The 22,662-nt window shown below is 65.9% G+C and carries 28 protein-coding genes; 10 read left to right on the forward strand and 18 right to left on the reverse strand.

Translation table 11 applies throughout. The features are described from left to right. Nucleotides 1-4 precede the first annotated feature (4 nt). Genes ACP153_RS01725 through ACP153_RS01735 form a run of 3 tightly spaced genes read left to right on the forward strand, consistent with a single transcriptional unit; the run spans nucleotide 5 to nucleotide 3,029 of the window. Nucleotides 5-1,048 carry an ABC transporter ATP-binding protein gene (locus tag ACP153_RS01725; protein WP_424969246.1) on the forward strand — a complete coding sequence of 348 codons (1,044 nt, stop codon included), beginning with the start codon at nucleotides 5-7 and terminating at the stop codon, nucleotides 1,046-1,048. A 20-nt stretch (nucleotides 1,049-1,068) separates the two neighbouring features. Next, nucleotides 1,069-2,349 carry an amylo-alpha-1,6-glucosidase gene (locus tag ACP153_RS01730; RefSeq protein WP_424969247.1) on the forward strand — a complete coding sequence of 427 codons (1,281 nt, stop codon included), beginning with the start codon at nucleotides 1,069-1,071 and terminating at the stop codon, nucleotides 2,347-2,349. Beyond that, a complete protein-coding gene (locus ACP153_RS01735) occupies nucleotides 2,346-3,029 on the forward strand; it encodes a D-lyxose/D-mannose family sugar isomerase (protein ID WP_424969248.1) in 684 nt (227 codons plus the stop codon). The genes ACP153_RS01730 and ACP153_RS01735 overlap by 4 nt, the downstream gene beginning before the upstream one ends. On the opposite strand, the gene ACP153_RS01740 is transcribed toward ACP153_RS01735, so the two are convergent. Next, nucleotides 3,008-3,916, reverse strand: a complete 909-nt coding sequence (locus tag ACP153_RS01740) for a LysR substrate-binding domain-containing protein (RefSeq protein ID WP_424969249.1) — start codon at nucleotides 3,914-3,916, stop codon at nucleotides 3,008-3,010. The genes ACP153_RS01735 and ACP153_RS01740 overlap by 22 nt on opposite strands. A 153-nt stretch (nucleotides 3,917-4,069) precedes the next feature. On the opposite strand from ACP153_RS01740, the gene ACP153_RS01745 reads away from it, so the two are divergent. The 4 genes from ACP153_RS01745 (at nucleotide 4,070) to ACP153_RS01760 (ending at nucleotide 7,145) form a co-directional block, all read left to right on the forward strand. Further along, nucleotides 4,070-4,963, forward strand: a complete 894-nt coding sequence (locus ACP153_RS01745) for an MBL fold metallo-hydrolase (protein ID WP_424969250.1) — start codon at nucleotides 4,070-4,072, stop codon at nucleotides 4,961-4,963. A 69-nt stretch (nucleotides 4,964-5,032) separates the two neighbouring features. Continuing rightward, nucleotides 5,033-5,527, forward strand: coding sequence for a nuclear transport factor 2 family protein (locus tag ACP153_RS01750; RefSeq protein ID WP_424969251.1), 495 nt, complete (start codon nucleotides 5,033-5,035; stop codon nucleotides 5,525-5,527). Nucleotides 5,528-5,539: 12 nt separating this feature from the next. Further along, on the forward strand, nucleotides 5,540-6,307 hold the full coding sequence (locus tag ACP153_RS01755) for a nuclear transport factor 2 family protein (protein ID WP_424969252.1): 768 nt from the start codon (nucleotides 5,540-5,542) through the stop codon (nucleotides 6,305-6,307). Nucleotides 6,308-6,338: 31 nt separating this feature from the next. Further along, nucleotides 6,339-7,145 (forward strand): siderophore-interacting protein, encoded by an 807-nt coding sequence (locus tag ACP153_RS01760; RefSeq protein ID WP_424969253.1) that lies wholly within the window; start codon nucleotides 6,339-6,341, stop codon nucleotides 7,143-7,145. A gap of 9 nt (nucleotides 7,146-7,154) precedes the next feature. Here the strand turns inward: ACP153_RS01760 and ACP153_RS01765 are convergent, their stop codons facing one another. Together ACP153_RS01765 and ACP153_RS01770 are read right to left on the reverse strand one after the other, a co-directional pair. Beyond that, complete coding sequence (locus ACP153_RS01765; protein WP_424969254.1) at nucleotides 7,155-7,661, reverse strand: GNAT family N-acetyltransferase; 507 nt, start codon at nucleotides 7,659-7,661, stop codon at nucleotides 7,155-7,157. 12 nt (nucleotides 7,662-7,673) lie between these two features. After that, nucleotides 7,674-8,816, reverse strand: a complete 1,143-nt coding sequence (locus tag ACP153_RS01770; protein WP_424969255.1) for an alpha-D-ribose 1-methylphosphonate 5-triphosphate diphosphatase — start codon at nucleotides 8,814-8,816, stop codon at nucleotides 7,674-7,676. On the opposite strand from ACP153_RS01770, the gene ACP153_RS01775 reads away from it, so the two are divergent. Continuing rightward, on the forward strand, nucleotides 8,815-9,537 hold the full coding sequence (locus ACP153_RS01775; protein ID WP_424969256.1) for a DUF1045 domain-containing protein: 723 nt from the start codon (nucleotides 8,815-8,817) through the stop codon (nucleotides 9,535-9,537). The two genes, ACP153_RS01770 and ACP153_RS01775, sit on opposite strands and share 2 nt — an antisense overlap. Here ACP153_RS01775 and phnN read toward each other — a convergent pair. Genes phnN through phnG form a run of 8 tightly spaced genes read right to left on the reverse strand, consistent with a single transcriptional unit; the run spans nucleotide 9,519 to nucleotide 15,095 of the window. Next, nucleotides 9,519-10,064 carry a phosphonate metabolism protein/1,5-bisphosphokinase (PRPP-forming) PhnN gene (phnN, locus tag ACP153_RS01780; protein WP_424969257.1) on the reverse strand — a complete coding sequence of 182 codons (546 nt, stop codon included), beginning with the start codon at nucleotides 10,062-10,064 and terminating at the stop codon, nucleotides 9,519-9,521. The genes ACP153_RS01775 and phnN overlap by 19 nt on opposite strands. Beyond that, the gene (gene phnL / locus ACP153_RS01785; RefSeq protein ID WP_424969258.1) at nucleotides 10,061-10,744 is read right to left on the reverse strand and encodes a phosphonate C-P lyase system protein PhnL; all 684 of its coding nucleotides are present in this window, start codon (nucleotides 10,742-10,744) and stop codon (nucleotides 10,061-10,063) included. The genes phnN and phnL overlap by 4 nt, the downstream gene beginning before the upstream one ends. A 9-nt stretch (nucleotides 10,745-10,753) precedes the next feature. Beyond that, a complete protein-coding gene (gene phnK / locus ACP153_RS01790; RefSeq protein WP_424969259.1) occupies nucleotides 10,754-11,530 on the reverse strand; it encodes a phosphonate C-P lyase system protein PhnK in 777 nt (258 codons plus the stop codon). Next, on the reverse strand, nucleotides 11,527-12,381 hold the full coding sequence (locus ACP153_RS01795; RefSeq protein ID WP_424969260.1) for an alpha-D-ribose 1-methylphosphonate 5-phosphate C-P-lyase PhnJ: 855 nt from the start codon (nucleotides 12,379-12,381) through the stop codon (nucleotides 11,527-11,529). Before ACP153_RS01795 ends, phnK begins: the two co-directional genes overlap by 4 nt. Beyond that, nucleotides 12,381-12,983: an HAD family hydrolase gene (locus tag ACP153_RS01800; RefSeq protein WP_424969261.1), complete on the reverse strand. Its 603-nt coding sequence runs from the start codon at nucleotides 12,981-12,983 to the stop codon at nucleotides 12,381-12,383. The genes ACP153_RS01795 and ACP153_RS01800 overlap by 1 nt, the downstream gene beginning before the upstream one ends. Further along, nucleotides 12,980-14,077, reverse strand: coding sequence for a carbon-phosphorus lyase complex subunit PhnI (locus tag ACP153_RS01805; RefSeq protein ID WP_424969262.1), 1,098 nt, complete (start codon nucleotides 14,075-14,077; stop codon nucleotides 12,980-12,982). Before ACP153_RS01805 ends, ACP153_RS01800 begins: the two co-directional genes overlap by 4 nt. Continuing rightward, nucleotides 14,077-14,640 carry a phosphonate C-P lyase system protein PhnH gene (gene phnH, locus ACP153_RS01810; RefSeq protein ID WP_424969263.1) on the reverse strand — a complete coding sequence of 188 codons (564 nt, stop codon included), beginning with the start codon at nucleotides 14,638-14,640 and terminating at the stop codon, nucleotides 14,077-14,079. The genes ACP153_RS01805 and phnH overlap by 1 nt, the downstream gene beginning before the upstream one ends. After that, a complete protein-coding gene (gene phnG, locus ACP153_RS01815; protein ID WP_424969264.1) occupies nucleotides 14,640-15,095 on the reverse strand; it encodes a phosphonate C-P lyase system protein PhnG in 456 nt (151 codons plus the stop codon). The genes phnH and phnG overlap by 1 nt, the downstream gene beginning before the upstream one ends. Before the next feature lie 81 nt (nucleotides 15,096-15,176). On the opposite strand from phnG, the gene phnF reads away from it, so the two are divergent. After that, nucleotides 15,177-15,905 (forward strand): phosphonate metabolism transcriptional regulator PhnF, encoded by a 729-nt coding sequence (gene phnF, locus ACP153_RS01820; RefSeq protein ID WP_424969265.1) that lies wholly within the window; start codon nucleotides 15,177-15,179, stop codon nucleotides 15,903-15,905. Here the strand turns inward: phnF and ACP153_RS01825 are convergent. The 6 genes from ACP153_RS01825 to phnC all read right to left on the reverse strand — a co-directional run bounded on the left by ACP153_RS01825 (nucleotide 15,902) and on the right by phnC (nucleotide 21,183). Beyond that, on the reverse strand, nucleotides 15,902-16,519 hold the full coding sequence (locus ACP153_RS01825) for a chloramphenicol acetyltransferase (RefSeq protein WP_424969266.1): 618 nt from the start codon (nucleotides 16,517-16,519) through the stop codon (nucleotides 15,902-15,904). The genes phnF and ACP153_RS01825 overlap by 4 nt on opposite strands. A gap of 2 nt (nucleotides 16,520-16,521) precedes the next feature. Continuing rightward, on the reverse strand, nucleotides 16,522-17,169 hold the full coding sequence (locus tag ACP153_RS01830; RefSeq protein ID WP_424969267.1) for an SDR family NAD(P)-dependent oxidoreductase: 648 nt from the start codon (nucleotides 17,167-17,169) through the stop codon (nucleotides 16,522-16,524). 4 nt (nucleotides 17,170-17,173) lie between these two features. Beyond that, nucleotides 17,174-18,487, reverse strand: a complete 1,314-nt coding sequence (phnE, locus tag ACP153_RS01835; RefSeq protein WP_424969268.1) for a phosphonate ABC transporter, permease protein PhnE — start codon at nucleotides 18,485-18,487, stop codon at nucleotides 17,174-17,176. Continuing rightward, on the reverse strand, nucleotides 18,484-19,356 hold the full coding sequence (gene phnE, locus ACP153_RS01840; protein ID WP_424969269.1) for a phosphonate ABC transporter, permease protein PhnE: 873 nt from the start codon (nucleotides 19,354-19,356) through the stop codon (nucleotides 18,484-18,486). Before phnE (ACP153_RS01840) ends, phnE (ACP153_RS01835) begins: the two co-directional genes overlap by 4 nt. A gap of 66 nt (nucleotides 19,357-19,422) precedes the next feature. Next, nucleotides 19,423-20,337, reverse strand: coding sequence for a phosphonate ABC transporter substrate-binding protein (phnD, locus tag ACP153_RS01845; protein ID WP_424969270.1), 915 nt, complete (start codon nucleotides 20,335-20,337; stop codon nucleotides 19,423-19,425). A 33-nt stretch (nucleotides 20,338-20,370) separates the two neighbouring features. Beyond that, nucleotides 20,371-21,183, reverse strand: coding sequence for a phosphonate ABC transporter ATP-binding protein (phnC, locus tag ACP153_RS01850; RefSeq protein ID WP_424969271.1), 813 nt, complete (start codon nucleotides 21,181-21,183; stop codon nucleotides 20,371-20,373). Nucleotides 21,184-21,388: 205 nt separating this feature from the next. Between phnC and ACP153_RS01855 the strand changes: the two genes are divergently transcribed. Beyond that, nucleotides 21,389-21,682, forward strand: a complete 294-nt coding sequence (locus ACP153_RS01855) for a hypothetical protein (RefSeq protein WP_424969272.1) — start codon at nucleotides 21,389-21,391, stop codon at nucleotides 21,680-21,682. A 9-nt stretch (nucleotides 21,683-21,691) separates the two neighbouring features. Here the strand turns inward: ACP153_RS01855 and ACP153_RS01860 are convergent, their stop codons facing one another. Then, entirely contained in the window at nucleotides 21,692-22,624 is a 933-nt protein-coding gene (locus tag ACP153_RS01860; protein WP_424969273.1) for an aldo/keto reductase, read from the reverse strand. Between the last annotated feature and the right edge of the window lie 38 nt (nucleotides 22,625-22,662).

Genomic DNA, 22,662 nt, shown 5'->3' on the forward strand with positions numbered 1-22,662 from the left:
AGACATGGCTGTTATCGAAATCAAGAACGTCGCGAAACGCTTTGGGGATTACCAGGCGCTGCACGACATCAACCTCACCATCGAAGACCAGGAGTTCATGGTCCTGCTCGGAGCCTCGGGCTGCGGCAAGTCCACCCTCCTGCGGATCATCTGCGGGCTGGAGACGGCTTCGGAAGGGGAGATCTGGATCGGAGGGCGCCGGGTCGATCACCTGGCGCCGAAGGATCGCGGGATCTCCATGGTGTTCCAGAACTACGCGGTCTTCCCGCACCTGACCGTGTTCGAAAATATCGGCTTCGGTCTGCGGATGCAGAAGATGGACGATGCGGAAGTCACCCGCCGGGTGGAACGTACCGCCGGTCTGATGCATATCGACCAGCTGCTCAGCCGCTATTCCGGCGAGCTGTCCGGCGGTCAGCGCCAGCGTGTGGCGGTGGCCCGCGCTCTGGCAATGGAGCCGGATGTGATCCTGATGGATGAGCCGCTCTCGAACCTCGATGCGCTGTTGCGGATGGAGATGCGGGCCGAGCTCAAAGGCGTGCTCGCCGAGAGCAACACGACCGCGATCTACGTGACCCACGACCAGGTCGAAGCCATGTCCATGGCCGACCGGATCAGCGTCATGCATCAGGGGCGGATCGTGCAGGCGGCCTCGCCCATCGAGGTCTATCGCAACCCGGCGGCGGAGTTTGTCGCGGGCTTCATCGGCAACCCGCCCATGAACTTCCTCGCGGCGACGCCGCAGGGGGGCGGCAAGTTCTCGGTGGCCGGGCATTCCTTCGATGGGCCCACGGCGGCGAATGCAAACCTGCAATTCGCGATCCGTCCCGAGGACATGAAGTTGTCGGAGGATGGTCTGGCTGCGGTCGCCAAGGTGGTGGAGCCCTTGGGCGCGCATCTGCTGGTGACCTGCGATCTGGACGGGAACCTTTTCCGCGCGATCCTCGATAGCGAGATGAAGGTCAAGCCGGGCGAGACCCTGAAGCTTGCGCCCATGCCCGACCGCATCCGCTGGTTCGATCCTGAAACCACCCTGGCCGTGGCCTGAAAAGACGAACCATGAACAGCATGAACCACGCAGACATGATCCAGCACGCGCGGCAGGTGCTGAGCGACAACGACCGGGGCACCTATACGGTGCCCACCCATGGGCTCTACCCGTTCCAGTGGAACTGGGATTCCGCCCTCAGCGCCCTGGGGTTCGCCCATTACGACGAGCCCCGGGCCTGGAGCGAGATCGAGACGCTCATGGCCCATCAATGGGAGGATGGCATGGTGCCCCATATCATCTTCCACCAGCCCGATGACGGCTATTTCCCCGGGCCCGAGGTCTGGGGCACAGGACGGGAGGTGCCCACCACGGGCATCACCCAACCCCCGGTGAGCGGCTTTGCCGTGCGGCGGATCTATGACCGGGCGCGCGACAAGGATCTGGCCGAGGCAAAGGCCCGCGCGCTTCTGCCGAAGATCCACGCCTGGCATGAGTGGTTCTACCGGGACCGGGATCCGGAGGGGACAGGGCTGATCGCGCTCCTCCATCCATGGGAATCCGGGCGGGACAATTCGGTGGATTGGGATGACGCGTTTGAGCGCGTCCCGACCGAGGGCGTCGGCCCCTTCACGCGCCGCGACACGACCCATGCCAACCCGGCCCACCGGCCCACAGATGAGCAATACAAACGCTACATCTGGCTCGTGAAGAAGTTCCGCAGCCTCGGCTGGGACAATTCGAAACTGCACGCGGCCTCTCCGTTCAAGATCGTGGATCCTGGGTTCAACGCGATCCTGATCCGCTCCTGCGAGGATGTGGCCGACCTGGCGGCACGGCTTGGCATGGACGAGATCGCCACCGCCTCCCGCGCCATGGTCGACAAGGGCGTCGCCGCGATGGAGACCCTCTGGAGCGCTGAGATGAGCCAATATCTCTGCTATGACCGCTGCAAGGGGGAGCTGGTCCAGAGCCCCTCGATCGGTGGCATCCTCGCGGCCTTTGCCCCGATCCCGAAGGCGCGCGCCGCAGCGCTCGTCCGCCGGATCGAAACCCTGGCCGGGAGCTGCAACTACCTGATCCCCAGCCATGATCCGACCCACCCGGAATTCGACGGGCTGCGCTACTGGCGCGGACCGGTCTGGCTGATCGTGAATTACATGGTCGCCGATGGCTTCGCCCGGGCGGGCGAGACCGAGATCATCCCGCGCATCATCAATGACTGCCTGCGGCTGATCGAGACCAGCGGTTTTGCCGAATACCACGACCCGATCACCGCCGAACCCTGTGGCGGGCCCCATTTCACATGGACCGCCGCCATGGTGATCGAAATCCTCAACACCTACGAGCTTGCTGCATGAAACGATCCCGCATCAACGAGGTTCTGACCGAGGGCGCAGCCTTCATGGCCCGTCACGGCGTCGTCCTGCCGCCTTTTGCCGATTGGGAGCCAGAAGTGTTCCGCACCCGAACGGATCTCCACCGGATCACCGGCGCCCGGCTCGGCTGGGACATCACCGATTACGGCGCGGGCCGGTTCGACGAGATGGGGCTGTTCCTCTTCACCCTGCGCAATGGGGAGCTTGCCAATCTCGAGCGCGGGCGCGGCATGGTCTATGCCGAGAAGCTTCTGATCTCGCAGGCGGATCAGCTTTCACCCATGCACACCCATATCGTGAAAACCGAAGACATCATCAATCGCGGCGGCGCAACGCTGGCGATCGAGCTTTATGGTTCGGATGATGAGGGCAATTTTGCCGAGGATCGCGGCGGCGAGGTGATCTGCGACGGGATCGCCCGCAGCTTTGCCCCGGGTGAGGTCCTGAAACTGGCCCCGGGCGAGAGCATCACCCTGCAGCCGGGCGATTGGCATGCGTTCTGGGGGGATGGCGGGCCGGTCCTGATCGGCGAGGTCTCGACGGTGAATGACGATCTGACCGACAACATCTTTCGCGAGCCCATCGGACGTTTTGCCGAGGTGATCGAAGACGAGCCGCCGATCCGCCTGCTGGTCTCGGATTACGACGGTTTGGCTAACTGATCCACACAGGCCCCATGCTCCGCGAGGAACCGCACGAACAGCATCGTGAGGTTCTCGCGGCGCGACTGGTCCGGCCAGACCGCATAGATGCCGAGGGATTTCAGGGACCAATCCGGCAGGATATGGACCAGATCTCCCCGCTCGAACCCGCGACAGGCCAGATGTTCGGGGATCGCCGTCACGCCGAGCCCCCGCGCCGAGAACTCATAAAGCGCATCGGCAGAGCTCACCGTGACATGGGACTGTCCGGTCACGGCGACCGTGCTGCCATCCGGGCCGGTCAGCTCGGTCTGGTCCGGGCGCACAGCGAAGCGGACCCAGTCCCAGCTCTCCAGGTCTCGCGGATGATCGGGCGTCGGGCGCGCCGCCGCATAGTCCGGGCTCGCCACAAGCAGCCGGTCCGCATCGCCGATCTTGCGGGTCAGATGCTCACTGTCGGACAGCCACCCGGCCCGGATCGCCACGTCGAAATGATCCTTGATCAGATCATGCTGCTGGTCGGTGAAATAGAGCTCCAGCGCCACCTTGGGATAGGTCCGGCCAAACGCGGCCAGATCATCCATCAGCGCCGTCTGGGTGATGAAGGCCGGAGCCGACACCCGCAGCGCCCCGGAGGGCTCCGTCGAGAGCGGGTTGATCGCATCGAGCCCGGTCTCGGCTGCCGCCAGCATCTCCTGTGCCTTGGCGTGGAGGATCTCGCCCTCCCGGGTCAGCGAAAGCTGCCGGGTCGAGCGATAGAGCAGCGTCACCCCGAGGTCCTTCTCCAGATCCGAGACCACCGAACTGACCCGCGACGGGGCGAGCCCCAGATGCAGGGCGGCCCCGCGAAAGGTCCCCTGATGCACCACGGTGGAGAAAATCGCGATGCTGCGCAGCTTGTCGATCATTGTTCGCCTCAGCGGAATAGTTCGGTCCGCAATCACTGTCTAATCCGGAACGATCGCCGTCAATAGATTGCCCCCGAGGCGCCAGAGCCCGAGGCCCGCCGCGCCGCTGTTTCGACCTGTGACCCAGAACCGAACAAGATCGGAGTATCCGCGATGACACAGACTTCCTCCCCCGCATTGTCCCGCCGGGACCTGCTGAAAGGCACGGCCCTCACCCTCGGGGCGGCAACGCTCCTGCGCAGTGCGCTCGTGCCCTCGACCGCCCGGGCCCAGGGCGCGCTGCCTCCGGGCACGGTGCATAGCTTTGCCACGGGCGGGGTGACCTTCCACACCTATGTGTCGCCGCCGCAAGCGGTGCATGTCACCTCCCATGTGGTGGAATTCGCGGACCAGCTTCTCGTGGTGGATGGCACCATGCTGCCCCCCACGGCGATGGAGGTCTCGGCCCTGATCCAGTCCACGGGCAAGCCCATTGCCATGGCCGTGCTCAGCCATGAGCATCCGGACCATTGGGGCGGCTCGCCGCTGATCGAGGGGGCCAGCTTTGCCACCCTGCCCCAGATCCGCGAGGCCGTGGCCGCCGAGGCCGCAGGCGGTCAGTTCGGCACGCCAACCAGCGTGCTGGAGGGCCCCGATCTCGAAATCGGGATGACCGAGATCTCTGGCGTGCCCGTGGAATTCCGCCATTACGAGAACAACGAAGCGCCGCATATGGTCGTCACCGTCCTGCCGGAGCAGAAAGTCGCGATCGTGCAGGATCTCGTCTATAACGGCGTGTTCTTCGCGCCCGGCATCGACCGCAAGAACTGGATCGCGACGCTGGAAAGCCTGCGCGATGATCCGGCCTTCGACACACTCCTCGTGGGTCATGGCCTGCCCACGACGCGCGGTGATCTCGACACGGCCATCGCCTATGTCACCAAGATGGATGAGGTGATCACCGCCGCCGCCACCCCGGACGAGGCCATCGCGGGCATGAAGGCCGCCTTCCCGAGCTATGCGGGCGAGTTCCTGCTCTCGCTCATGCCCGAGTACTGGACGAAGTAACCCCGGCCCCCTTGACCCACCCGGGCCAGAGGGTCTGGCCCGGACCACCCCTCACATGCGGAGATCCCCATGCATCGAAGAACCCTCATCAAGACCACCCTTGGCGCCGCGCTCGCCATGAGCCTCGCCTCCCAGGCCAGCGCGCAGGCGATGGACGCCGCATCCCAGGCCAGCTTTGACACGGTCATGGCCTTCATGGGCGCCATGGGCAGCGGCGATATGGAGGCGATGTCCGCCCTCATGGCCGATGACATGGTTTGGCACAATGAAGGCGATACCAGCCTGCCCTGGATCGGTGAAACCGTTGGCAAGGCAGCGATTTTCGAGTTCCTCGGCGTGTTCTCGGCCAATCTGCAGGTGACGAAATGGGAAAATCAGGATGCGTTCGCCTCGGGCGATACCGTGGCCGTCTTTGGCCGCATGAACGGCATCACGACCCATTCCGGCAAGGAAACCGGTGAGTTCACCTTTGCCCTGCGCGCCAAGGTGCGCGACGGTCAGGTGGTGCTTTGGAACTGGTTCGAGGACAGCTTCGCGCTCAGCCAAGCCTATCACGGCAAGTAAGGAGAGCAGGACATGGGCAAAGGGCTTGAGAACGTGCATCGGATCTATCTCGAGGGGATCGCGGGCGGCAATGCGCGCGCCGCGGTCGAGGCCTATACCGGGCACCGCTACACCCAGCATTCCACCGGCGTGGGCGATGGGGTCGAGGGGTTTCTGGCGTTCTTCGAGCCCTTTGTCGCCCGCAACCCCAAGCGCGACATCGAAATCATCCGCAGCTTCGAGGACGGGCCATGGGTGTTCTGCCACGCTTATCAGTCCCTCAATGACGGAGCGGCGCGCTGGGTGACGATGGACATGTTCTACACCGATCCCGAGGGCCTGATCCTTGAGCATTGGGATACGATCGCAGCCTATGAGCCGGAGATCGCCTCGGGCGAGGATATGGTGCAAGGCGCGCGCGCGGTCGACCTGGATGCGGACGCGGCCGCGAACAAGGCGCTGGTGCTCGAATACACCAAGCAGGTCCGACAGGAGCGTCGCTTTGACAAGATCGGCAGATTTGTCGCCGACAGCCTGATCCAGCACGCGCCGGGCATCGGGGCGGGGCGCGACGCGCTCGCAGGCTGGCTCGCCTCCGACGCCGCCGGACATTACGAGATGCTGTTCCAGATCCTCGGTCAGGGCGACTTCGTCATGACCTATGGCAAGCGTCACGCTTCGGGCAAGGATATCGCGGTGTTCGATCTCTACCGCGTGGCCGAGGGCAAGATCGTCGAGCATTGGATGAACGCCGAAGAGATCAGCCCGCGCGAAGCCTGGGGCAATTCCGGCAAATTCTGAGAGCAGTGAGGGGACAGGACAGATGGGTCTCATGAGTGGATTGAAACAGGTGGTGCAGCAGGTGGCGAAACGGCACGGCCCTCGGGTCCTGACGGTGCAGAGCGCGGGCCGCTTGACCCCGAACATGATCCGCGTGGTCTTCGCAGGGCCGGAGCTCGACGGGTTCCCCGAGGGACGCGCGGGCGGGAACTGCAAGCTCCTGATCCCCGAGCCGGGCGAGGACCGGGATCGCTTCGTTGCGCGGCTGGCCGAAGGACCCGCCCCGGTGAAGCGGACCTATACGGTGCGCGCCTATGACCCCGTGCAGGAGGCGCTGACCATTGATTTCGTCGCCCATGGGGAGGAAGGCCCCGCCTCACGCTGGGCAAGCCATGCCAAACCCGGCGACTTCCTCGGTTTCGCAGGTCCCAGCACACCCAAAATCGCCCATTTCGAGGCGGATTGGTATTTGGTGGCCGCCGACCTCTCGGCCCTGCCGGTTGCCGCCGCCGCGCTGGAGGCCATGCCGCGCGATGCCAAGGGCGTGGCGATTTTCGAGATCACCTCCCCCGAGGACCGGCAGCAAATCGAGATGCCCGAAGGGATCGAGACCCATTGGCTCATCCATCCAGACCCTCACAGCGCCTCAACCGCGCAGGAGGAACTGATCCGGCGTCTCAAATGGCCCGACGGGCGCGTGCAGACCTGCATTGCCGGGGAAAGCGGCGTGATCCGCCCCCTGCGCGCCTTCGTCACCCAGGAAAAATCCGTGCCACGCAAGGACGCCTATATCTCCGGCTATTGGAAGATCGGGTTGGTTGAGGATGAGCACCAGAAGGTAAAACGCGCCGAAGGCTGACCGCCCTGCTCAGCCGGAGCCCGTCATGATCTCAAAACTGCGCGCATGGGGCATCCAGGCGGGTGGCGGATCGGGCAGCGGTCGCGCGCCCAGCCGTGCCGCCAGCCGGAGGGAGGCGTGATTGTCCCGATCCAACCGGATCAGCATGCGCGTCAAGCCCAGCTGGGGCGCGATCCGCGCGAGAAAGGCCCGAGCGGCCTCGGTCGCATAGCCCTGCCCCTCGCTCTCCGCACGCCACAGGGTCCAGGTCATCTCAGGCGGTTCCGCCGCGTCAAGCTGCAACGCCCCCACATGACCAAGCTGGGCGCCGGTCGCGGTCTCGTGAAAAACCAGCCGCCCGAACCCGCGCAGGGTCCAATGCCCTGCCATGGCGGAGAGCTTTTCGAACGCCTGAACCGTGCTGAAGGGCCCGCCCACAAAGCGGGCCCGCGGAGACCTGCAATAGGCGGTATAAGGCGCGAGATCCCGCACCTCCGGCAGCCGAAGGGTCAGCCGCTCGGTCGTAATCGGGGTCACAGCGGCCTGCCCTCAGCCGACGCGCGCCCCGCGTGACCAAACCCCACGGATCAGCGGTGTGCCCTCGGGCGCGCGCACCCGCAGCACATCGCCCCGCAGGCCCAGCTCCAGCGCGCCGCGATCGCTGAGCTTGGCCGCCAGCGCCGCATTGCGCGACACGCAGGCCACCGCACGGGGCAGATCCTGCCAAAGCTCGGCCAGACGGAAGGTCGAGAGCAGGAGCGCCGAAGGCACGTAATCGGACGAAACGATATCGAGAAGGCCAGCCTCCGCCAGTTCCAAGGCCGAGACATTCCCGGAATGGGACCCGCCCCGGATGATGTTTGGCGCGCCCATCATCACGGCGATCCCCTCCGCCCGGCAAGCCTCTGCGGCCTCCACGGTCGTCGGAAACTCCGCGAACTGCACCCCATTGGCCTTGGAGGTCGCCACATGATCCGCCGTGGTGTCGTCATGGCTGGCCAGGGCCGCACCCAGACGGGCGGCCTCGACCACCGCACCGGCCTCATGCTTGGCGCCATAGAGCTGCTGCAGCTCAATGAGATTGGCCATGTGCTCGACGAACTCCGCCTCGGTCATGCCCCGCTTTTTCGAGACATAGGTCCGCAGGGCCGAGACATCGCGGAATTGCCGCTGCCCAGGCGTGTGATCCATCAGGCTGACAATGCCGATCCGGTCATCTGCGCCGAACGCGGCCAGCTCCTCCAGCAGCGTCTCGGAGCAGACCTCCGCCCGCAGGTGGATGAAATGGCTGATCTTGAACATGCCATCGGCCCGGGCCCGCAAGAGCTCATCCGCGAGCCTGCGCGCATAGGGCTTGTAGCCGGACTTGGAATTGTGGATCGAGCCGACACGCAGCGCATCGAACACCGTGGTGATGCCGGTCGAGGCGAGCTCCGCGTCATGGGCGATCAGCGCAGGCAGATGGGGCCAACCCACCTCCGGGCGCGGCTCGATATGCCGCTCCAGATTGTCCGTATGGAGCTCAACCAGACCGGGCAGCACATAGTCGCCTCCGCAATCCACGGCCCCCGGCGGCACCGCATCGCCCTCGGCCAGGGCGGTGATCACCCCTTGGGTGATTTCGACCGCACCACGCTGGACGCGATCGGGCAGGACAAGCTGCGCGTTGGCAAGGCAAACGGAGTCTGCCATGGACATGTCATATCCGTCAGTCACAAGGCTGGGCACGAAAGGGGAGTTCATGGGGCATTCTCGATTTGCAGTCTATTACATAGCCCCCGAGGGGGAGCTGGCGAGGTTCGGCGCGCAATGGCTGGGCTGGGATGTGATCGCCGGGGCGGCAGCGGATCCCCTGCCCATCGCAGGTCGGGATGACGTGACCATGACACCGCGGAAATACGGCTTCCATGGCACGCTGAAACCGCCCTTTCGGCTGGCCGAGGGCACCGATCCGGACGGGTTGAAAGCCGCCGTTTCGGGTTTGGCCGCGCGTCTGCCTGCGGCCCGCTGCGACGGGCTTGGATTGACGCGGCTCGGGCGGTTTCTCGCCCTGACGCCGCTGGGGGAGACCGAGGCCCTGTCGCATCTGGCGGCGTCTTGCGTGACCGACCTCGACGACTTTCGCGCGCCTGCAAGCCCGGAGGAGCTGGCCAAGCGCCGCGGCGCGGGGCTGAGCCCGGCGCAGGAGGCGAACCTTGTGGCCTGGGGCTATCCATATGTGCGCGATCAGTTCCGGTTTCACCTGACCCTGACCGGGCGGCTCCCGAAACCGGACCTGCCCCATTGGGAGGCTGTGTTGCAGGCCGCCCTGCCACCGCTGCCCGCGCCCTTCGTGATCAACAGCCTTGGCCTTGTGGGCGAGCGGCCCGATGGCAGGTTCGAGCTGATCCACCGCTACGCCCTCACCGGTTGAAGCGCAGCGTGGGCGCGCGCCACGGTCTCGGTCAGCGCGCCATCATTGCCGATCGTGACCACGTCGAGCCCCGGTGGCAGCGCCTTGCCCGCCTGCGCCAGACGCGCAGCGATGACCTCTGGCGTCTCACGTCCCCGGGCCGCCAGACGTGCGGCCAGCGTCTCGGGCGTCGCCATCAGGTTCAGAACCGTCAGCGCCGGAAAGACCTGCGCCGCCTCGTGGAGCGCGCCGCGCGAGAAATTGGCGAGGCAGACATGGCCCGCGCGGACCTGATCCAGCGCATCCACCGGGATGCCATAGCGCAGGGTATGGGCGCCCCAATGGACGCAGAACGCCCCTTCGGCCACCATCTGGTCAAAGCGGGCCGGTGTGACCGCCTCATAGTCCTCGCCGCCGAGATCCGGCGCGCGGGTGATCACCCGGCGCTGCAGCCTCAGCGCGGGCCAGGCCGCAACGAGCCCGGCCATGACGCTGTCCTTGCCCACCCCGGACGGGCCAACCACCGCGATGAGGCGCCCCGCACTCATGCGGCGCAAGCCGGGGAGAAGCCGGTCACGTCGATCTCGCGGTCGCAGACCTGTGCGCGCGCGGCCTCGTCATGGAAAATCCCGATGATCGCAGTCCCCCGCGCCTTGGCCTCGGCGATCAGCTCCAGCACCACGGCGCGGTTCACCGCATCCAAGCTCGCCGTCGGCTCATCGAGCAGGAGCGCGGGGAAGCCATGGGCGAAGCCACGCGCGATGTTCACACGCTGCTGCTCGCCCCCGGAAAAGGTCGTCGGCGAGAGCGCCCAGAGCGGCTCGGGAATGTTGAGCCGCCGCAGCAGGGCCGCCGCCCGCGCGCGCGCCTCGGGTGCAGGCACGCCAAGGGCAAGCAGCGGCTCGGCCACGACCTCCAGCGTTGGGACCCGGGGCACCACGCGCAGGAACTGGCTGACATAGCCCAGCACCTCGCGGCGGAGCCGGATGATCTCGCGCGGGGCAGCGGTCACCAGATCCACACCATCCACGGCGACAACCCCGCTCTGGGCGCGGTAATTGCCGTAGATCATCCGCATCAGGGTCGATTTGCCCGCCCCCGAAGCGCCGGTCAGCGCCACGCATTCCCCGCGCGCCACGGTGAACCCGGCGCCGTCGAAGACCGGGATCACCGTGCTGCCTTGATTGTGCAGGGTGAAGCTTTTGGAGACGTCCTTGAGTTCAAACATCGGCAGGCCTCAGACTTGCAGGATCGAGCTGACGAGCAGCTGGGTATAGGCGTGTTGCGGGTCATCCAGCACCTGATCGGTCAGCCCGCTCTCGACCACATGGCCGGATTTCATGACCATAAGCCGATCCGCCAACAGCCGCACCACCGCCAGATCATGGGTGACGATGATCGCCGAGAGGCGCATATCCCGCACCAGCGACCGCAAGAGATCCAGCAGCCGCGCCTGCACGCTCACATCAAGCCCGCCCGTGGGCTCATCCATGAAGACCAGCCGCGGCCCGGTCACCAGATTGCGCGCGATCTGCAGCCGCTGCTGCATACCGCCGGAGAAGGTCGAGGGGCGGTCATCAATGCGATCCGTGTCGATCTCGACCCGGCCCAGCCAATCCGCAGCCGAGGCGCGGATCTCGCCGTAATTCCGCGCGCCGACGGCCATGAGCCGCTCGCCCACATTGCCCCCGGCGCTCACCCCCATGCGCAGCCCGTCGCGGGCATGCTGATGGACAAAGGCCCAATCGGTGCGCGCGAGCATGCGCCGCTCGGGTTCGGACATCTGCAGCGTATCGCGCGGCCCGTCCACGGCAGTGTCGAAGATCACCTGCCCCGCATCGGGCGCCACATGCCCCGCCATGCAATTGAGCAGGGTGGACTTGCCGGAGCCGGACTCGCCCACAATCCCCATGACCTCGCCCGGGAAGAGATCGAAAGAAACCTCCGCGCAGCCGATATGGGCGCCGTAGCGCTTGGTGATCCCGCGCACCGAGAGGAGTGCCTGATCGCTCATGCTGCGTCCTTTCCCGCATGGCCCGCGGCCTGTCGCCGGGCGCAGAAATCCGTGTCCGAGCAGACGAAGATCCGCCCGCCCGCATCATCCACGATCACCTCGTCGAGATAGCTGTCCTCCGCCCCGCACAGCGCGCAGGCGTGATCAGCCTTGGACGCCTCGAACGGGTGGTCCTCAAAATCGAGGCTCACGACCTGCGTATAGGGCGGCAGGGCATAGATCCGCTGCTCCCGCCCGGCCCCAAAGAGCTGGATCGCCGGACAATCGCCCAGTTTCGGGTTGTCAAATTTCGGGATCGGCGACGGGTCCATGACATAGCGCCCCTCCACCGACACCGGGTAGGCATAGGCGGTCGAGATATGGCCGTGGCGGCTGATATCCTCGTAGAGCTTCACATGCATGAGCCCGTATTCCTCGAGACTGTGCATCTTCCGCGTCTCGCTCTCGCGTGGTTCGAGAAAGCGCAGGGGCTCCGGAATCGGCACCTGATAGACAAGGATCTGCCCCTCGCGCAGGGGATCCTCCGGGATCCGGTGGCGGGTCTGGATGATCGTGGCCTCATCGGTATGGGTCGTCGTGGCCACCCCCGCCGTGCGTTCGAAGAAACTGCGGATCGAAACCGCGTTGGTGGTGTCATCCGCGCCCTGATCGGTGACCTTGAGGCAGTCTTCGGCGGTCATCACGGCTGCCGAGACCTGCACCCCGCCCGTGCCCCAGCCATAGGGCATCGGCATCTCGCGGCTCGCGAAAGGCACCTGATATCCGGGCACCGCGAGCCCCTTGAGGATGGCGCGCCGGATCATCCGCTTGGTCTGTTCATCCAGATAGGCGAAGTTGTAATCCCCGGACATCAGAGCAGCCCCCGCGCCACCAGATCGGCTTCGAGCGCGTCTGGTGAAGTGAATTGCACCGCATCCATGCCCACGGCCTTGGCCCCGGCGACGTTCTTGGAGCTGTCATCGATGAAAAGGCAATCGGCCGGGGCGATCCCAGCCCGGGCACAGAGCAGCTCGAAGATCTCCGGCTGGGGTTTGAGCATATGCTCGCGCCCCGAGACGACCAGGGTGCTGAAAACCTCGCCGAGACGCGGATGCACCTTCAGCCCTTCGGGCCAGGTCTCCGCCGACCAATTGGTGATCGCATGGATGCCGTGTCCCTTGTCGGCGAGCCGGTCGAGCAGGTCCCAGCTCCCCGCGATGGGCGTGGGCACGGTCCGGGCGTAACGCGCCACATAGCCCGCCAGCAGGGCGCGGTCCGTGGGGTCCTCGATCTCGGCGGCCAGATCCGCGAACGCGGCCCCGCCATCAGCCCGCGTGTTCCGCGCCATGAAATCCGTCCGGGCGATGAAGGCCGCGACGGCCTCCCGCGAGCCCAGATCCTCGATCCAGGCCAGATGGGGATCCCATTGCACCAGCACCCCGCCGATATCAAAGACGATCTGTGTCGGGCTCATTCCGCTGCCTCCTGAACCTGATCCACGCCGGCCGTGCGACGCATTTTGCGGACAAGCTCCAATTCCGATTGAAAATCAACGTAGTGCGGCAGCTTGATATGCTCCAGAAACCCGGTGGCATGGATGTTGTCGCAATGGTGCAGCACAAATTCGGTGTCCTGAGCCGGGGCTCCGACGAAGTCCTCGCCCAGCTCTTCCCAACGCATGGCCCGGTCCACCAGCGCCATGGAGATCGCCTTGCGCTCGGTCTGGCCAAAGACCAACCCATAGCCACGGGTGAACTGCGCGGGCTCGGTTTTGGAGCCTGTGAACTGGTTCACGGTCTCGCATTCCGTGACCGTGATCTCGCCAATCTCGACAGCGAACCCCAGCTCCGGGACCTCCAGCTCGACAGGCACCGCGCCGATCCGCAGCTCGCCCACAAAGGCGTGGTTGCGGGCATAGCCGCGCTGGGTCGAATAGGCGAGCGAGAGGATGAAGCCCTCATCCGCCCGGGCCAGAGCCTGCAGCCGTAAGGGGCGGCTCGCAGGCATGGCCAGGGGCGCGCGGGTGAGGTCCGGGATGTCGGCCTCCGCATCATCCTGCGCCGCCTCGATCAGGCCCTCGGCATTGAGGAACCCGGCCACATGGGGCACCGGACCGGGCGTCGGCGCCCGGGTGGGCACGGGCGTCTCCGGCCCCTCCCCCTCGGCGGCCAGTTTGAAGTCCAGCAGGCGGTGCGTGTAGTCAAAGGTCGGCCCGAGGATCTGCCCCCCAGGGACATCCTTGAACGTGGCCGAGATCCGGCGATCGCAGGTCATCTCCGCCGTCTCGATCGGGACGCTCGCTCCGAAGCGCGGCAGCGTGGTGCGATAGGCGCGGATCAGGAAGATCGCCTCGATCAGATCCCCGCGCGCCTGCTTGATTGCGAGCGCCGCAAGGTCGGGATCATAGAGCGAGCCTTCGGCCATGACCCGGTTCACCGCCAGCGCCATCTGCTCGCGGATCTGCGCAACCGAGAGCTCGGGCACGGCGAGATCCCCGCGCCGCTCTTCTGCGAGCCAGGCATGGGCATTCTCGATGGCCCGCTCGCCCCCTTTGACGGCCACATACATCAGCGCACCTCCGTGGAGCGGGGCAGCGCAGCGATCCGGTCGCCCGCCGTCAGGATGAAGTCGAGGCCCAGGGGAAAGCGGGCGCGATTGGTCTGGAACGGCGCGATCTCCGGCAGCGACAGGAGCGCCCTGTCCTTGATGCCGGGGCCGCGCAGCTCGGCTCCGCTGGCCTCCAGCTCCGGCATCTCGAGGATCAGCGTGGCCGAACGGTCCGGGTATTCCGGCGTGCCCATGGGATAATCCTCCAGCGGCATGAGCGCCTCGAAGCTGCCCAACGCGAAGGCGCAATCCGCGCGGCTCGCCCAGGGCGCGCCCGTATGGAAGGCGATCCAGCCGCGGATCTCGGGCGTGTCATGCTCACCGGCCAGATGGATCGGCGTGTCCCCATCGCACAAGGTCAGCAGCACCGCGCCCGCCGCGGGCGAGAGCGGCGCAGGCGGCACCGCCCCGGTGATCGACTGGATCGTGCCGGGACGGGCCATCGCCTCCATCACGCTGCGAAAGGCAGCGGCAGCCTGCATCGGCGGGTCCGCGAACCCGCCTTCGAGGGTTTGCGCCTGCATCAATCCTCCCCCCGGACCAGTGTGAAGAAATCAACCTTGGTGGCCGCCGCCTTGGCCGCGCGCGTGCCGCGCTTGGCCTGCGCCTCCTCGCGCAGCGGGGTCAGCACCGCCGCTTCGATCTCATCGGCGCGGTCGGTCTGCATCATCGCATCGACCAGCGCCGCAGCCTCCGCTTCGGTTTTGTTGCGCCCCTGGATATAGGCATGCCCGACCGTCCCGCAGGGCAGTCGCAAGGCGCATCGGGTCACCGTCATCTCGCCCAGATTAAAGGGCGCGCCCGTGGCCCCGGCCCGCGCCCGGACCATGGCCGTGCCGATCTCGGGCGGCCGCAGCCAGACCGCCTGAGGCCGCGCCTTCACCGTTTTGAGCAGCGCCGTCACCCGCCCCGCCGGGGCCTTGGCCAGAAGGCCCATCCAGCTTTTGCGCGCCGCATTCGTGTCGATGTGGTCTTTCATCTCGACAACTTCCGCAGTTACTATACAACTAGACATATCTTACCATGCCCGACCCGAAGGCCCAATGGGGAAGTGTGAAAATTGCGTGAAACTTTGTCCCGCTCCGGCAAGACACCGATTTGGAAAGCCATCGCCGCCGCCCTGCGCGCGGATATCGCCGAGGGGCGCTACGCCACCGGTGACAAGCTGCCGACCGAGGCCGCGCTGGCCGACCGGTTCGGGGTCAACCGGCACACGGTGCGCCACGCGCTTTCAGCTCTGGTCGAGGACGGGCTCGTGCGGACCCGGCGTGGCGCCGGGGCCTTTGTCGCCGCGCGGCCCACGGACTACCCGATTGGCAGCCGTGTGCGGTTCCACGAAAACCTGCTGGCCGCAGGGCGCCGCCCGGAAAAGCGCATCCTCCATATCGAGGAGCGCGCCGCCACGGCCGGCGAGGCACAAGCGCTGCGGGTGACCGAGGGCGCGCAGATCTGCGCCTATTTCGGGCTCTCCCTCGCCGATGGCCAACCCATCGCGGTGTTCGAGAGCCTCTTTCCCGCCGAACGCCTGCCCGGCATTCAGGCGGCCCTGCTGGCGGAACGCGGGGTGACGGACGCCTTGCGGGTTGCGGGGGTGCGTGACTACACCCGCGCCTCGACGCGGCTGACGGCGGTTCTGGCCGAGGCGACCCATGCCCTGCATCTGCAATTGCGCGAGGGGGATCCCTTGCTGAAATCCACCGGGCTCAATGTGGATCCGGAGGGCTGGCCGGTGGAATTCGGGCGGACCTTCTTTGCCGGGGACCGGGTCACCCTGACCCTGGAGCCCTAGCCCTCGTATTTCTCGAGAAACGCCTCGGCGGGCAGGCTGCGAAACTCCGGCAGCGCGCGGCGCAGACGCTCATGGGACCAGTCCCACCAGCCCAGCGCGATCAGCCGATCCGCAATCGCGCGCGGCTGGCGCAGGCGCAGGGTCTTGGCGGGCGTGCCCGCGACAATGGTGTAGGGCTCCACATCCTTGGTCACCACAGCACCGGCGGCAACCACGGCGCCATGGCCCAGCGTGACCTCGGGTTTGACCATGGCCCCGGCCCCGATCCACGTATCGCAGCCGATCTCCGCCCGCCGGGAGTGGCGATGAGCGAAGAATTCCGCGTCATCCTCCGCATCATCCCAGTAGTCCGCCGAGCGATAGAGGAAGTGATGACAGGCCGCGGTCTCCAGCGGGTGGTCGGTCGCACCAATCCGGCTGAAGGCGGCGATATTGGCAAACTTCCCGATGCGGGCATTGGCGATATCCGCATAGCGGTCGCAATAGGCGTAGTCGTCAAAGCTGCTATGGGCGATCCGGCTGCCCGCCCCCACCTCGGTATAGGCGCCGAACTCGGACGCGGTGATTGTGCAACCGGGGTGGATGACCGCGCCGTCGGCCTTCAAACGCGCCACGGTCAGAACGCCCGCTCTTCGCCGGAGAAGCGAAAGAACTTGCCTGTCTCCGCGAGAGTTGTGCGTTCGGCCAGGGTGATGATCCCGGCGGCGACGTCGGCAGCCTCCTCCTCGGCTTCGGCGCCGCCCATATCCGTGCGTACCCAGCCCGGGTCGACAAGGATGCTCGCGATGCCTTCGGGGGCGAGATCCGTCGCGAGCCCCTGCATCACCTTGTTCACCGCGGATTTCGACGCGCGATAGGCGATCCGGTCGGACTTCGCATAGCCCATATAGGCCATCTGCGAGGACACCGTCAGGATCCGTGCGCCCGGCGCCTGCCGCAGGGCGGGCAGGCAGGCCTGCGCCACCGCGAGCGGGGCCATGGTGTTCACGGCGAGGGTCTGGGCAAACCCGGCCCAGTCCATATCCGTGGTCGCCTGGCGTTCCGGCCCGATCACGCCTGCATTGTTGATCAGGATATCGAGCGGGCCGGGCACCTGCCCGGTCAATTGCCCGGCGATGCTATCCGGGTCATCGAGGGTCAGGGCCAGCGTGCCCCCTGCCCCGTCCCGCGTGGTGCCGAGCACCTCATGCCCCCGGGCGCGGGCCTCTGCGGCCAAGGCCGCGCCAATCCCGCGATTGACGCCCGTGATCAAGATCCGTGCCATAGTCCTAGTCCTTGCGTCCGATGAGCCGCCCGCGCAGCCAGCCCGAGACCCAATCCATGAACATGACCATGAGCACAATCAAGGTGATGTAATAGGCGACCTCTTCCCAGTCGCGCTGGGTCTGGATCGCCTGGGTCAGCATGAGGCCGATCCCGCCCCCGGTAATCGCTCCGATGATCGTCGCCGACCGGGTGTTCGACTCCAGAAAGTAGAGGATCTGCGACAGCAGCACCGGCGCCAGTTGCGGGATCACCCCGAAGCGCGCGCGCTGCAGCGGGTTGGCCCCGGTCGAGCGCACACCGTCGATCTGCTTGTCATCCACATTCTCCAGCGCTTCGGAGAAGGTTTTGCCAAAGGTGCCCGTATCGGTGATCAGGATCGCGAGCGCCCCGGTCAGTGGGCCGGGCCCGAAGGCGCGGGCCAGCACCACGGTCCAGATCAACGCGTCCACCCCGCGCACGAAGTCAAAGAGCCGCCGGGTCGCCGCCCGCAGCAGCATATAGGGCGAGAACCGTTTCGCCGCCGCAAAGGCCAGAGGCAGCGCCACCATGGCCGCCCCAAAGGTACCGAGAAACGCCATGAGGATCGTCTCGCCAATGGCCCAGGCAATCTCGTTATGGCGCCAGATCGGGTTGTACCACCAATCCTGCAGCGCTCCGACGAGGTTGCCGCGCTCCGGGTCGATCTGCGGCCCGAACAGGATCTCGGAGAGCCCGTGGCCGTGATACGGGCTGTCAAAGGTGAACCAGAAGAGCTCCCATCCCGGGAAATAATTGAACACCTCGGTCTTGGCGCCGGTGATCGTCACCCGCCCCTCTGGTGTCTTGATCGCCACCCGGCGGTTCGAGACGCTGGCCCAATCGGGATAGGGCTCGGCAAGGTTCGTGGTGACCTGTCGGCCCTCCACGTCGGCGGTGACAAGACCGTAGCCGGGGATGTCGATTTCCGTGGCCGTGCCAGGCAGGAAGCGCACGATCTTGCCGCCGCCCAGGTCGACGGTGACGATCTCCTCCCCGCTGACCCAATCCGGCCGGGTGCCCTCGGGATAGGTGCCGCGACGCTCGCCCTCGATGGCGTAGAGGATCTCGCCGGTGCGGTTGCTGCGCGTGACATGGGTCTTGTAGGACCAGCTGTCCGAGGCCAACACGACCGCGTTGTTCCAGTTGGCCCGCTGCAGGAGCCCGGTCACATCGAAAGCGAAGAGAATATAGACGAAATAGGCTAGCACCACGCCGGGCACCGCAAAGGCGAAGGCCCGCTTGCGCGTGAAACGACGGGTTGCGTCGGCCTTGGCGAGGCTGAGATCCGCAATGCTCATGGCGCGCTCCCTTCGGTGACTCGGTTGCGCAGACGGCTGGAGAGCTGGTCGAAAAACACGATGCTGCTGAACAGCAGGACGAAGATCGCCGCTGCCTCATCGAACCGCCCCGGGCCCCAGGCCATGGAGTTGCGCAGCTCATAGCCCAGCCCTCCGGCCCCGACAAAGCCGAGGATCGCCGAGGCGCGAATATTGATCTCGAAGCGCAGGAGCGCATAGCTCAGGTAATTCGGCGCGACCTGGGGCAGCACGCCCAGCCACATGGATTGCGTCCAGTTCGCCCCGGTGGAGCGCAGGCCCTCGACTGGTTTCAGGTCGGCATTCTCGGCCACCTCCGAGAACATCTTGCCCAGCGCGCCCGCCGTATGCAGGGCGATGGCGATCATCGCAGGCACCGGCCCGCCGCCAAGCACGAAGATCAGCATCAGCGCGATCACGATCTCGGGGATGGCGCGCAGCACATCCATGGAGCGACGAAAGACCGGGATCAGACGCGGCCAGCGCGCCAACCCGCGCGTGGAGAGCAGCGACAGGGTCAGCCCCGCACAGGCCCCAAGAAGGGTCGAGACCGCCGCGATGTTCAGAGTCTCGATCAGCGCGGGGACGTATTTCGCGAGAAGCCCGGGCAGATCTGCCCGCTTCTCCCAAGCCTCTGAGAGCACATCGCTCGGATAGTCCCCGATCTGATGCAGCCCTTCCCAGAAGCCGCCCGCATTGCGGTCATCGGCGACCATGAAGCCCGACACCATGAGCAGGACGAAGACCAGAAGCGTCAGCCCGCTATAGAAGCGGCGGCGCTGCACCTGGGCGAGATAGCCCGTGCGTACCATCCGCACTTCCTGAGGCCCGGGGGCAGTTGTGTCAGTCATCTGGGATCCTGTGGGAAGACCGGCGCCCGCCAAGGGCCGCCGGTCATGTCAAATCAGGCAAAGGGCTCAGCCGCCGATCTTCGCCTTGCGCGCTTCGACGATGCTCTCATAGGTCGCGTGGGTCACCGGCTGGAAGCCCAGCGTGTCGCCCGAAGCCACGCCATAGGCGCAATCGGCGTCGCGCTCATAGAGCCCGTCCATCAGGGCGGTCATCTTGACCTTCACATCCTCCGGCAGCGCCTTGCGCAGCACGATCGGACCCTCGGGGATCACCTTGGATTTCCAGATCTGCACCATCTCGTTCATGTCCACGAGACCGGCATCCACGGCCTTGCGCAGGGAGCCGGAGTTGTAGCCGTCTTCCCAGTTGCCCTGACCATCAGCCCAGCTCACGCCGCCGTCGATATCACCGTTATAGACCGCGACAATGGTCTGCTCGTGACCGCCGGTGAACTTCACCTCGCCGAAATAGTCGCCGGACTCCATGGTCGCACCGATTTCTTCGGGGATCTCGATGGAGGGGATCAGATAGCCGGAGGTCGAGTTCGGATCGCCAAAGCCAAAGACCTTGCCCTGCATGTCCTCGAGCGAGGTGATGCCGCTGTCGACACGGGCAAATCCGATGGAATGATAGCCGATCGAGCCGTCCAGATTGACCTTGATCAGCACAGGTTCCACAGCCTCGGCGTCCTGCAGATAGGTCGCGGCATAGGCCGAGGCACCGAGCCAGGCCATGTCGATGGTCCCGCCCAGCAGGCCCTGGATCACGCCGTTGTAGTCGGCCGGGGCAAAAAGCTTGGTCTCCACCCCGAGTTCTTCGGCGGTGTAGTTCTGCAGGCAGGAAAAGGAGTTCATGCGATCCTGGGCGTTCTCGCCCCCGAGGATGCCAATGCGGAATTCCGTGATGGCGTCGCCGTCCGCGAGGGCAGCCGAGGTCAGCATCGTGCTGGTCGCCAGCGCCAGTGCGAGGGTGGTTTTCATGAGGTCTCTCCGGTTTGGATTGAGGATTGGAAGTCAGGCCGGTACGCGCGCCGGTTCCGGGCTGCGCGACAGGGTTTCGATCTCGGTCGAGGTGGCGGCTTCGGAAAAATCCGCACCCGCGCCGTAGATATCGCGCGCCACGCCGGTGGTGAGCTGCGCCGGGGTGCCGTCAAAGACGACCCGGCCATCGCGCATCCCGATCACCCGGTCGCAATAGCGGCGCGCCGTATCCAGCGTGTGCAGATTGGCGATGACCATACGGCCATCTTCCTCGTGGATCTGGCGCAGGGATTGCATCACGACCTGCGCGTTCATCGGATCGAGGGAGGCGATGGGCTCGTCGGCCAGAATGATCTCCGGGTCCTGCATGAGCGCGCGGGCAATCGCGACCCGCTGCTGCTGCCCGCCCGAGAGCGCATCGGCGCGCTTGGCAGCCTGCTCGGCAATGCCCAGCCGGTCGAGAATGTCGATGGCCTGGTGGATGTCGGAGGTCGGATAGAGATTGAACAGCGTCGCCAGGGTCGAGCGGCGGTTCAGCGTGCCATGGAGCACATTGGAGACCACATCGAGCCGCGGCACCAGATTGAACTGCTGAAAGATCATCGCGCAGCGCGCTTGCCAGCCCCGTTTTGCGGAGCCGCCGAGCGCCGTGATGTCGAGCCCGTCATAGGTGATGGTCCCGGAGCTTGCGCTGTCCATGCGGTTCATGATCCGCAACAGCGTCGACTTGCCCGCGCCCGAGCGCCCGATGATGCCGATCATGGCCGCGCTCTCGAGGGTGATGGTGACATCATCCACCGCGGTTTTCGGACCAAAGCACTTGGTCAAGGATTGAACTTCAAGCATGCCGCCCCCTGCGTTTCCGCTCGACCTAGGGGGTTTGCGTGACGGTTTCTTTGCGTGAACGAAACGCTTGGGTGAAGGTTTCGAAACACTTCCTTGACAGGCTCGCGGTGGCAGCCCGGTCTTGCGGCGCAAACCGGAGGCAATCCGCTGGGGTTTGCGTCATAAAACTGTTACGCTGAGGCTCCGATCGACTGCTGGAGAGACCATGGTCCGAGATGTGACAATTCTATGTGCCGCGCTGATGACCGCCCCGGTGGCGGCGCAAGCCTCCCTCGGGGATCTGGTGTGCGATGACACGCGACGGCTCGAGACGCAGCTGGTCGAGATTGTCGGCGCCACCCGGCAGGGACAGGGGATGCGCGAACCCGACGCCCTGCTGGAGATCTGGATCGTGCCGCGCAATGGCGATTGGACCATCGTGCAGACCTATGCCAACGGCACCTCATGCATCGTTGCCATGGGCGCCCATTGGGAATCCCTCGGAGCGGAGCCGGGCTGAGGACTTGCCTCAGGCCTCTTCCAGCCGGTCCGTGGCCGGTGCGGGCGTGGGCGAGAGCGCCGCGATCCGATCATAGAGCTCCCCGGACAGATCCAGCGCCAGCGCATCGAGCGAGGGTCGCAGTTGCGCGACATTCCGGGCGCTGATGATCGGTGCTGAAACCGCAGCATGGGCCATGGCCCAGGCCACGGCGAGGGTGGCGGGCGCCGCGCCCAACTCTTCCGCCAGATCTGCCAGCCCGGCGGCCGCCGCATGCATCCAGTCCGGCCCGTAGCGCGTCGCGTAGCGCGGATCGCTGGACAGCCGCCCGGACCCGCCCTTGGCGTATTTCCCGGTCAGAAGGCCGCCACCCAGGGGCGAGTAGGGCAGCACGGCGATGTCTTCGGAGGCGGCCATGGGCAGGATCTCGACCTCGGCCTGACGCTTGACCAGGGAGTACATCGGCTGGATCAGATCAATCCGGGTGCCGAGCTGCGCGGCCACGGCCTGCGCCTTCATCACCTGCCAGGCGGCGAAGTTTGACACGCCGATATAGCGGATCTGGCCCGTGCTCTGCAGACCGGCCAGGGTCTCAAAGGTTTCCTCCAGCGGGACCTCCCCGTCCCAGCGGTGCAGATAGAGGATATCCACCATGTCGAGGCCGAGCCGACTGCGGCTCTCATCAAAGCTCGACAGGATATTGTCCCGTCCGCTGCCCCCGGCATAGCCCGCCTTGGTCGCGATCAGCAGGTCCTCGCGCAGCTTGGGGACCATCTGCCCCAACCAGGTTTCCGAACGACCCTCGGTATAGACATGGGCCGTGTCAAAGATGTTGATCCCCGCCGCGCAGGAAGCTTCGAACATCCCAAGGCTCGCCGCATAGTCCGCCGTGCCCCCGAACTGCATGCAGCCGAAACACTGCCGCGACATGGGCGTCCCGGTCAGGGTGGTCAATTGGCTCATCTCTGGTCTCCCCGCGCTGTCGCGGCGGATGAAAGGGC

It is taken from the genome of Dinoroseobacter sp. S76 (assembly GCF_049801095.1).
Classification (GTDB): Bacteria; Pseudomonadota; Alphaproteobacteria; order Rhodobacterales; family Rhodobacteraceae; genus Dinoroseobacter.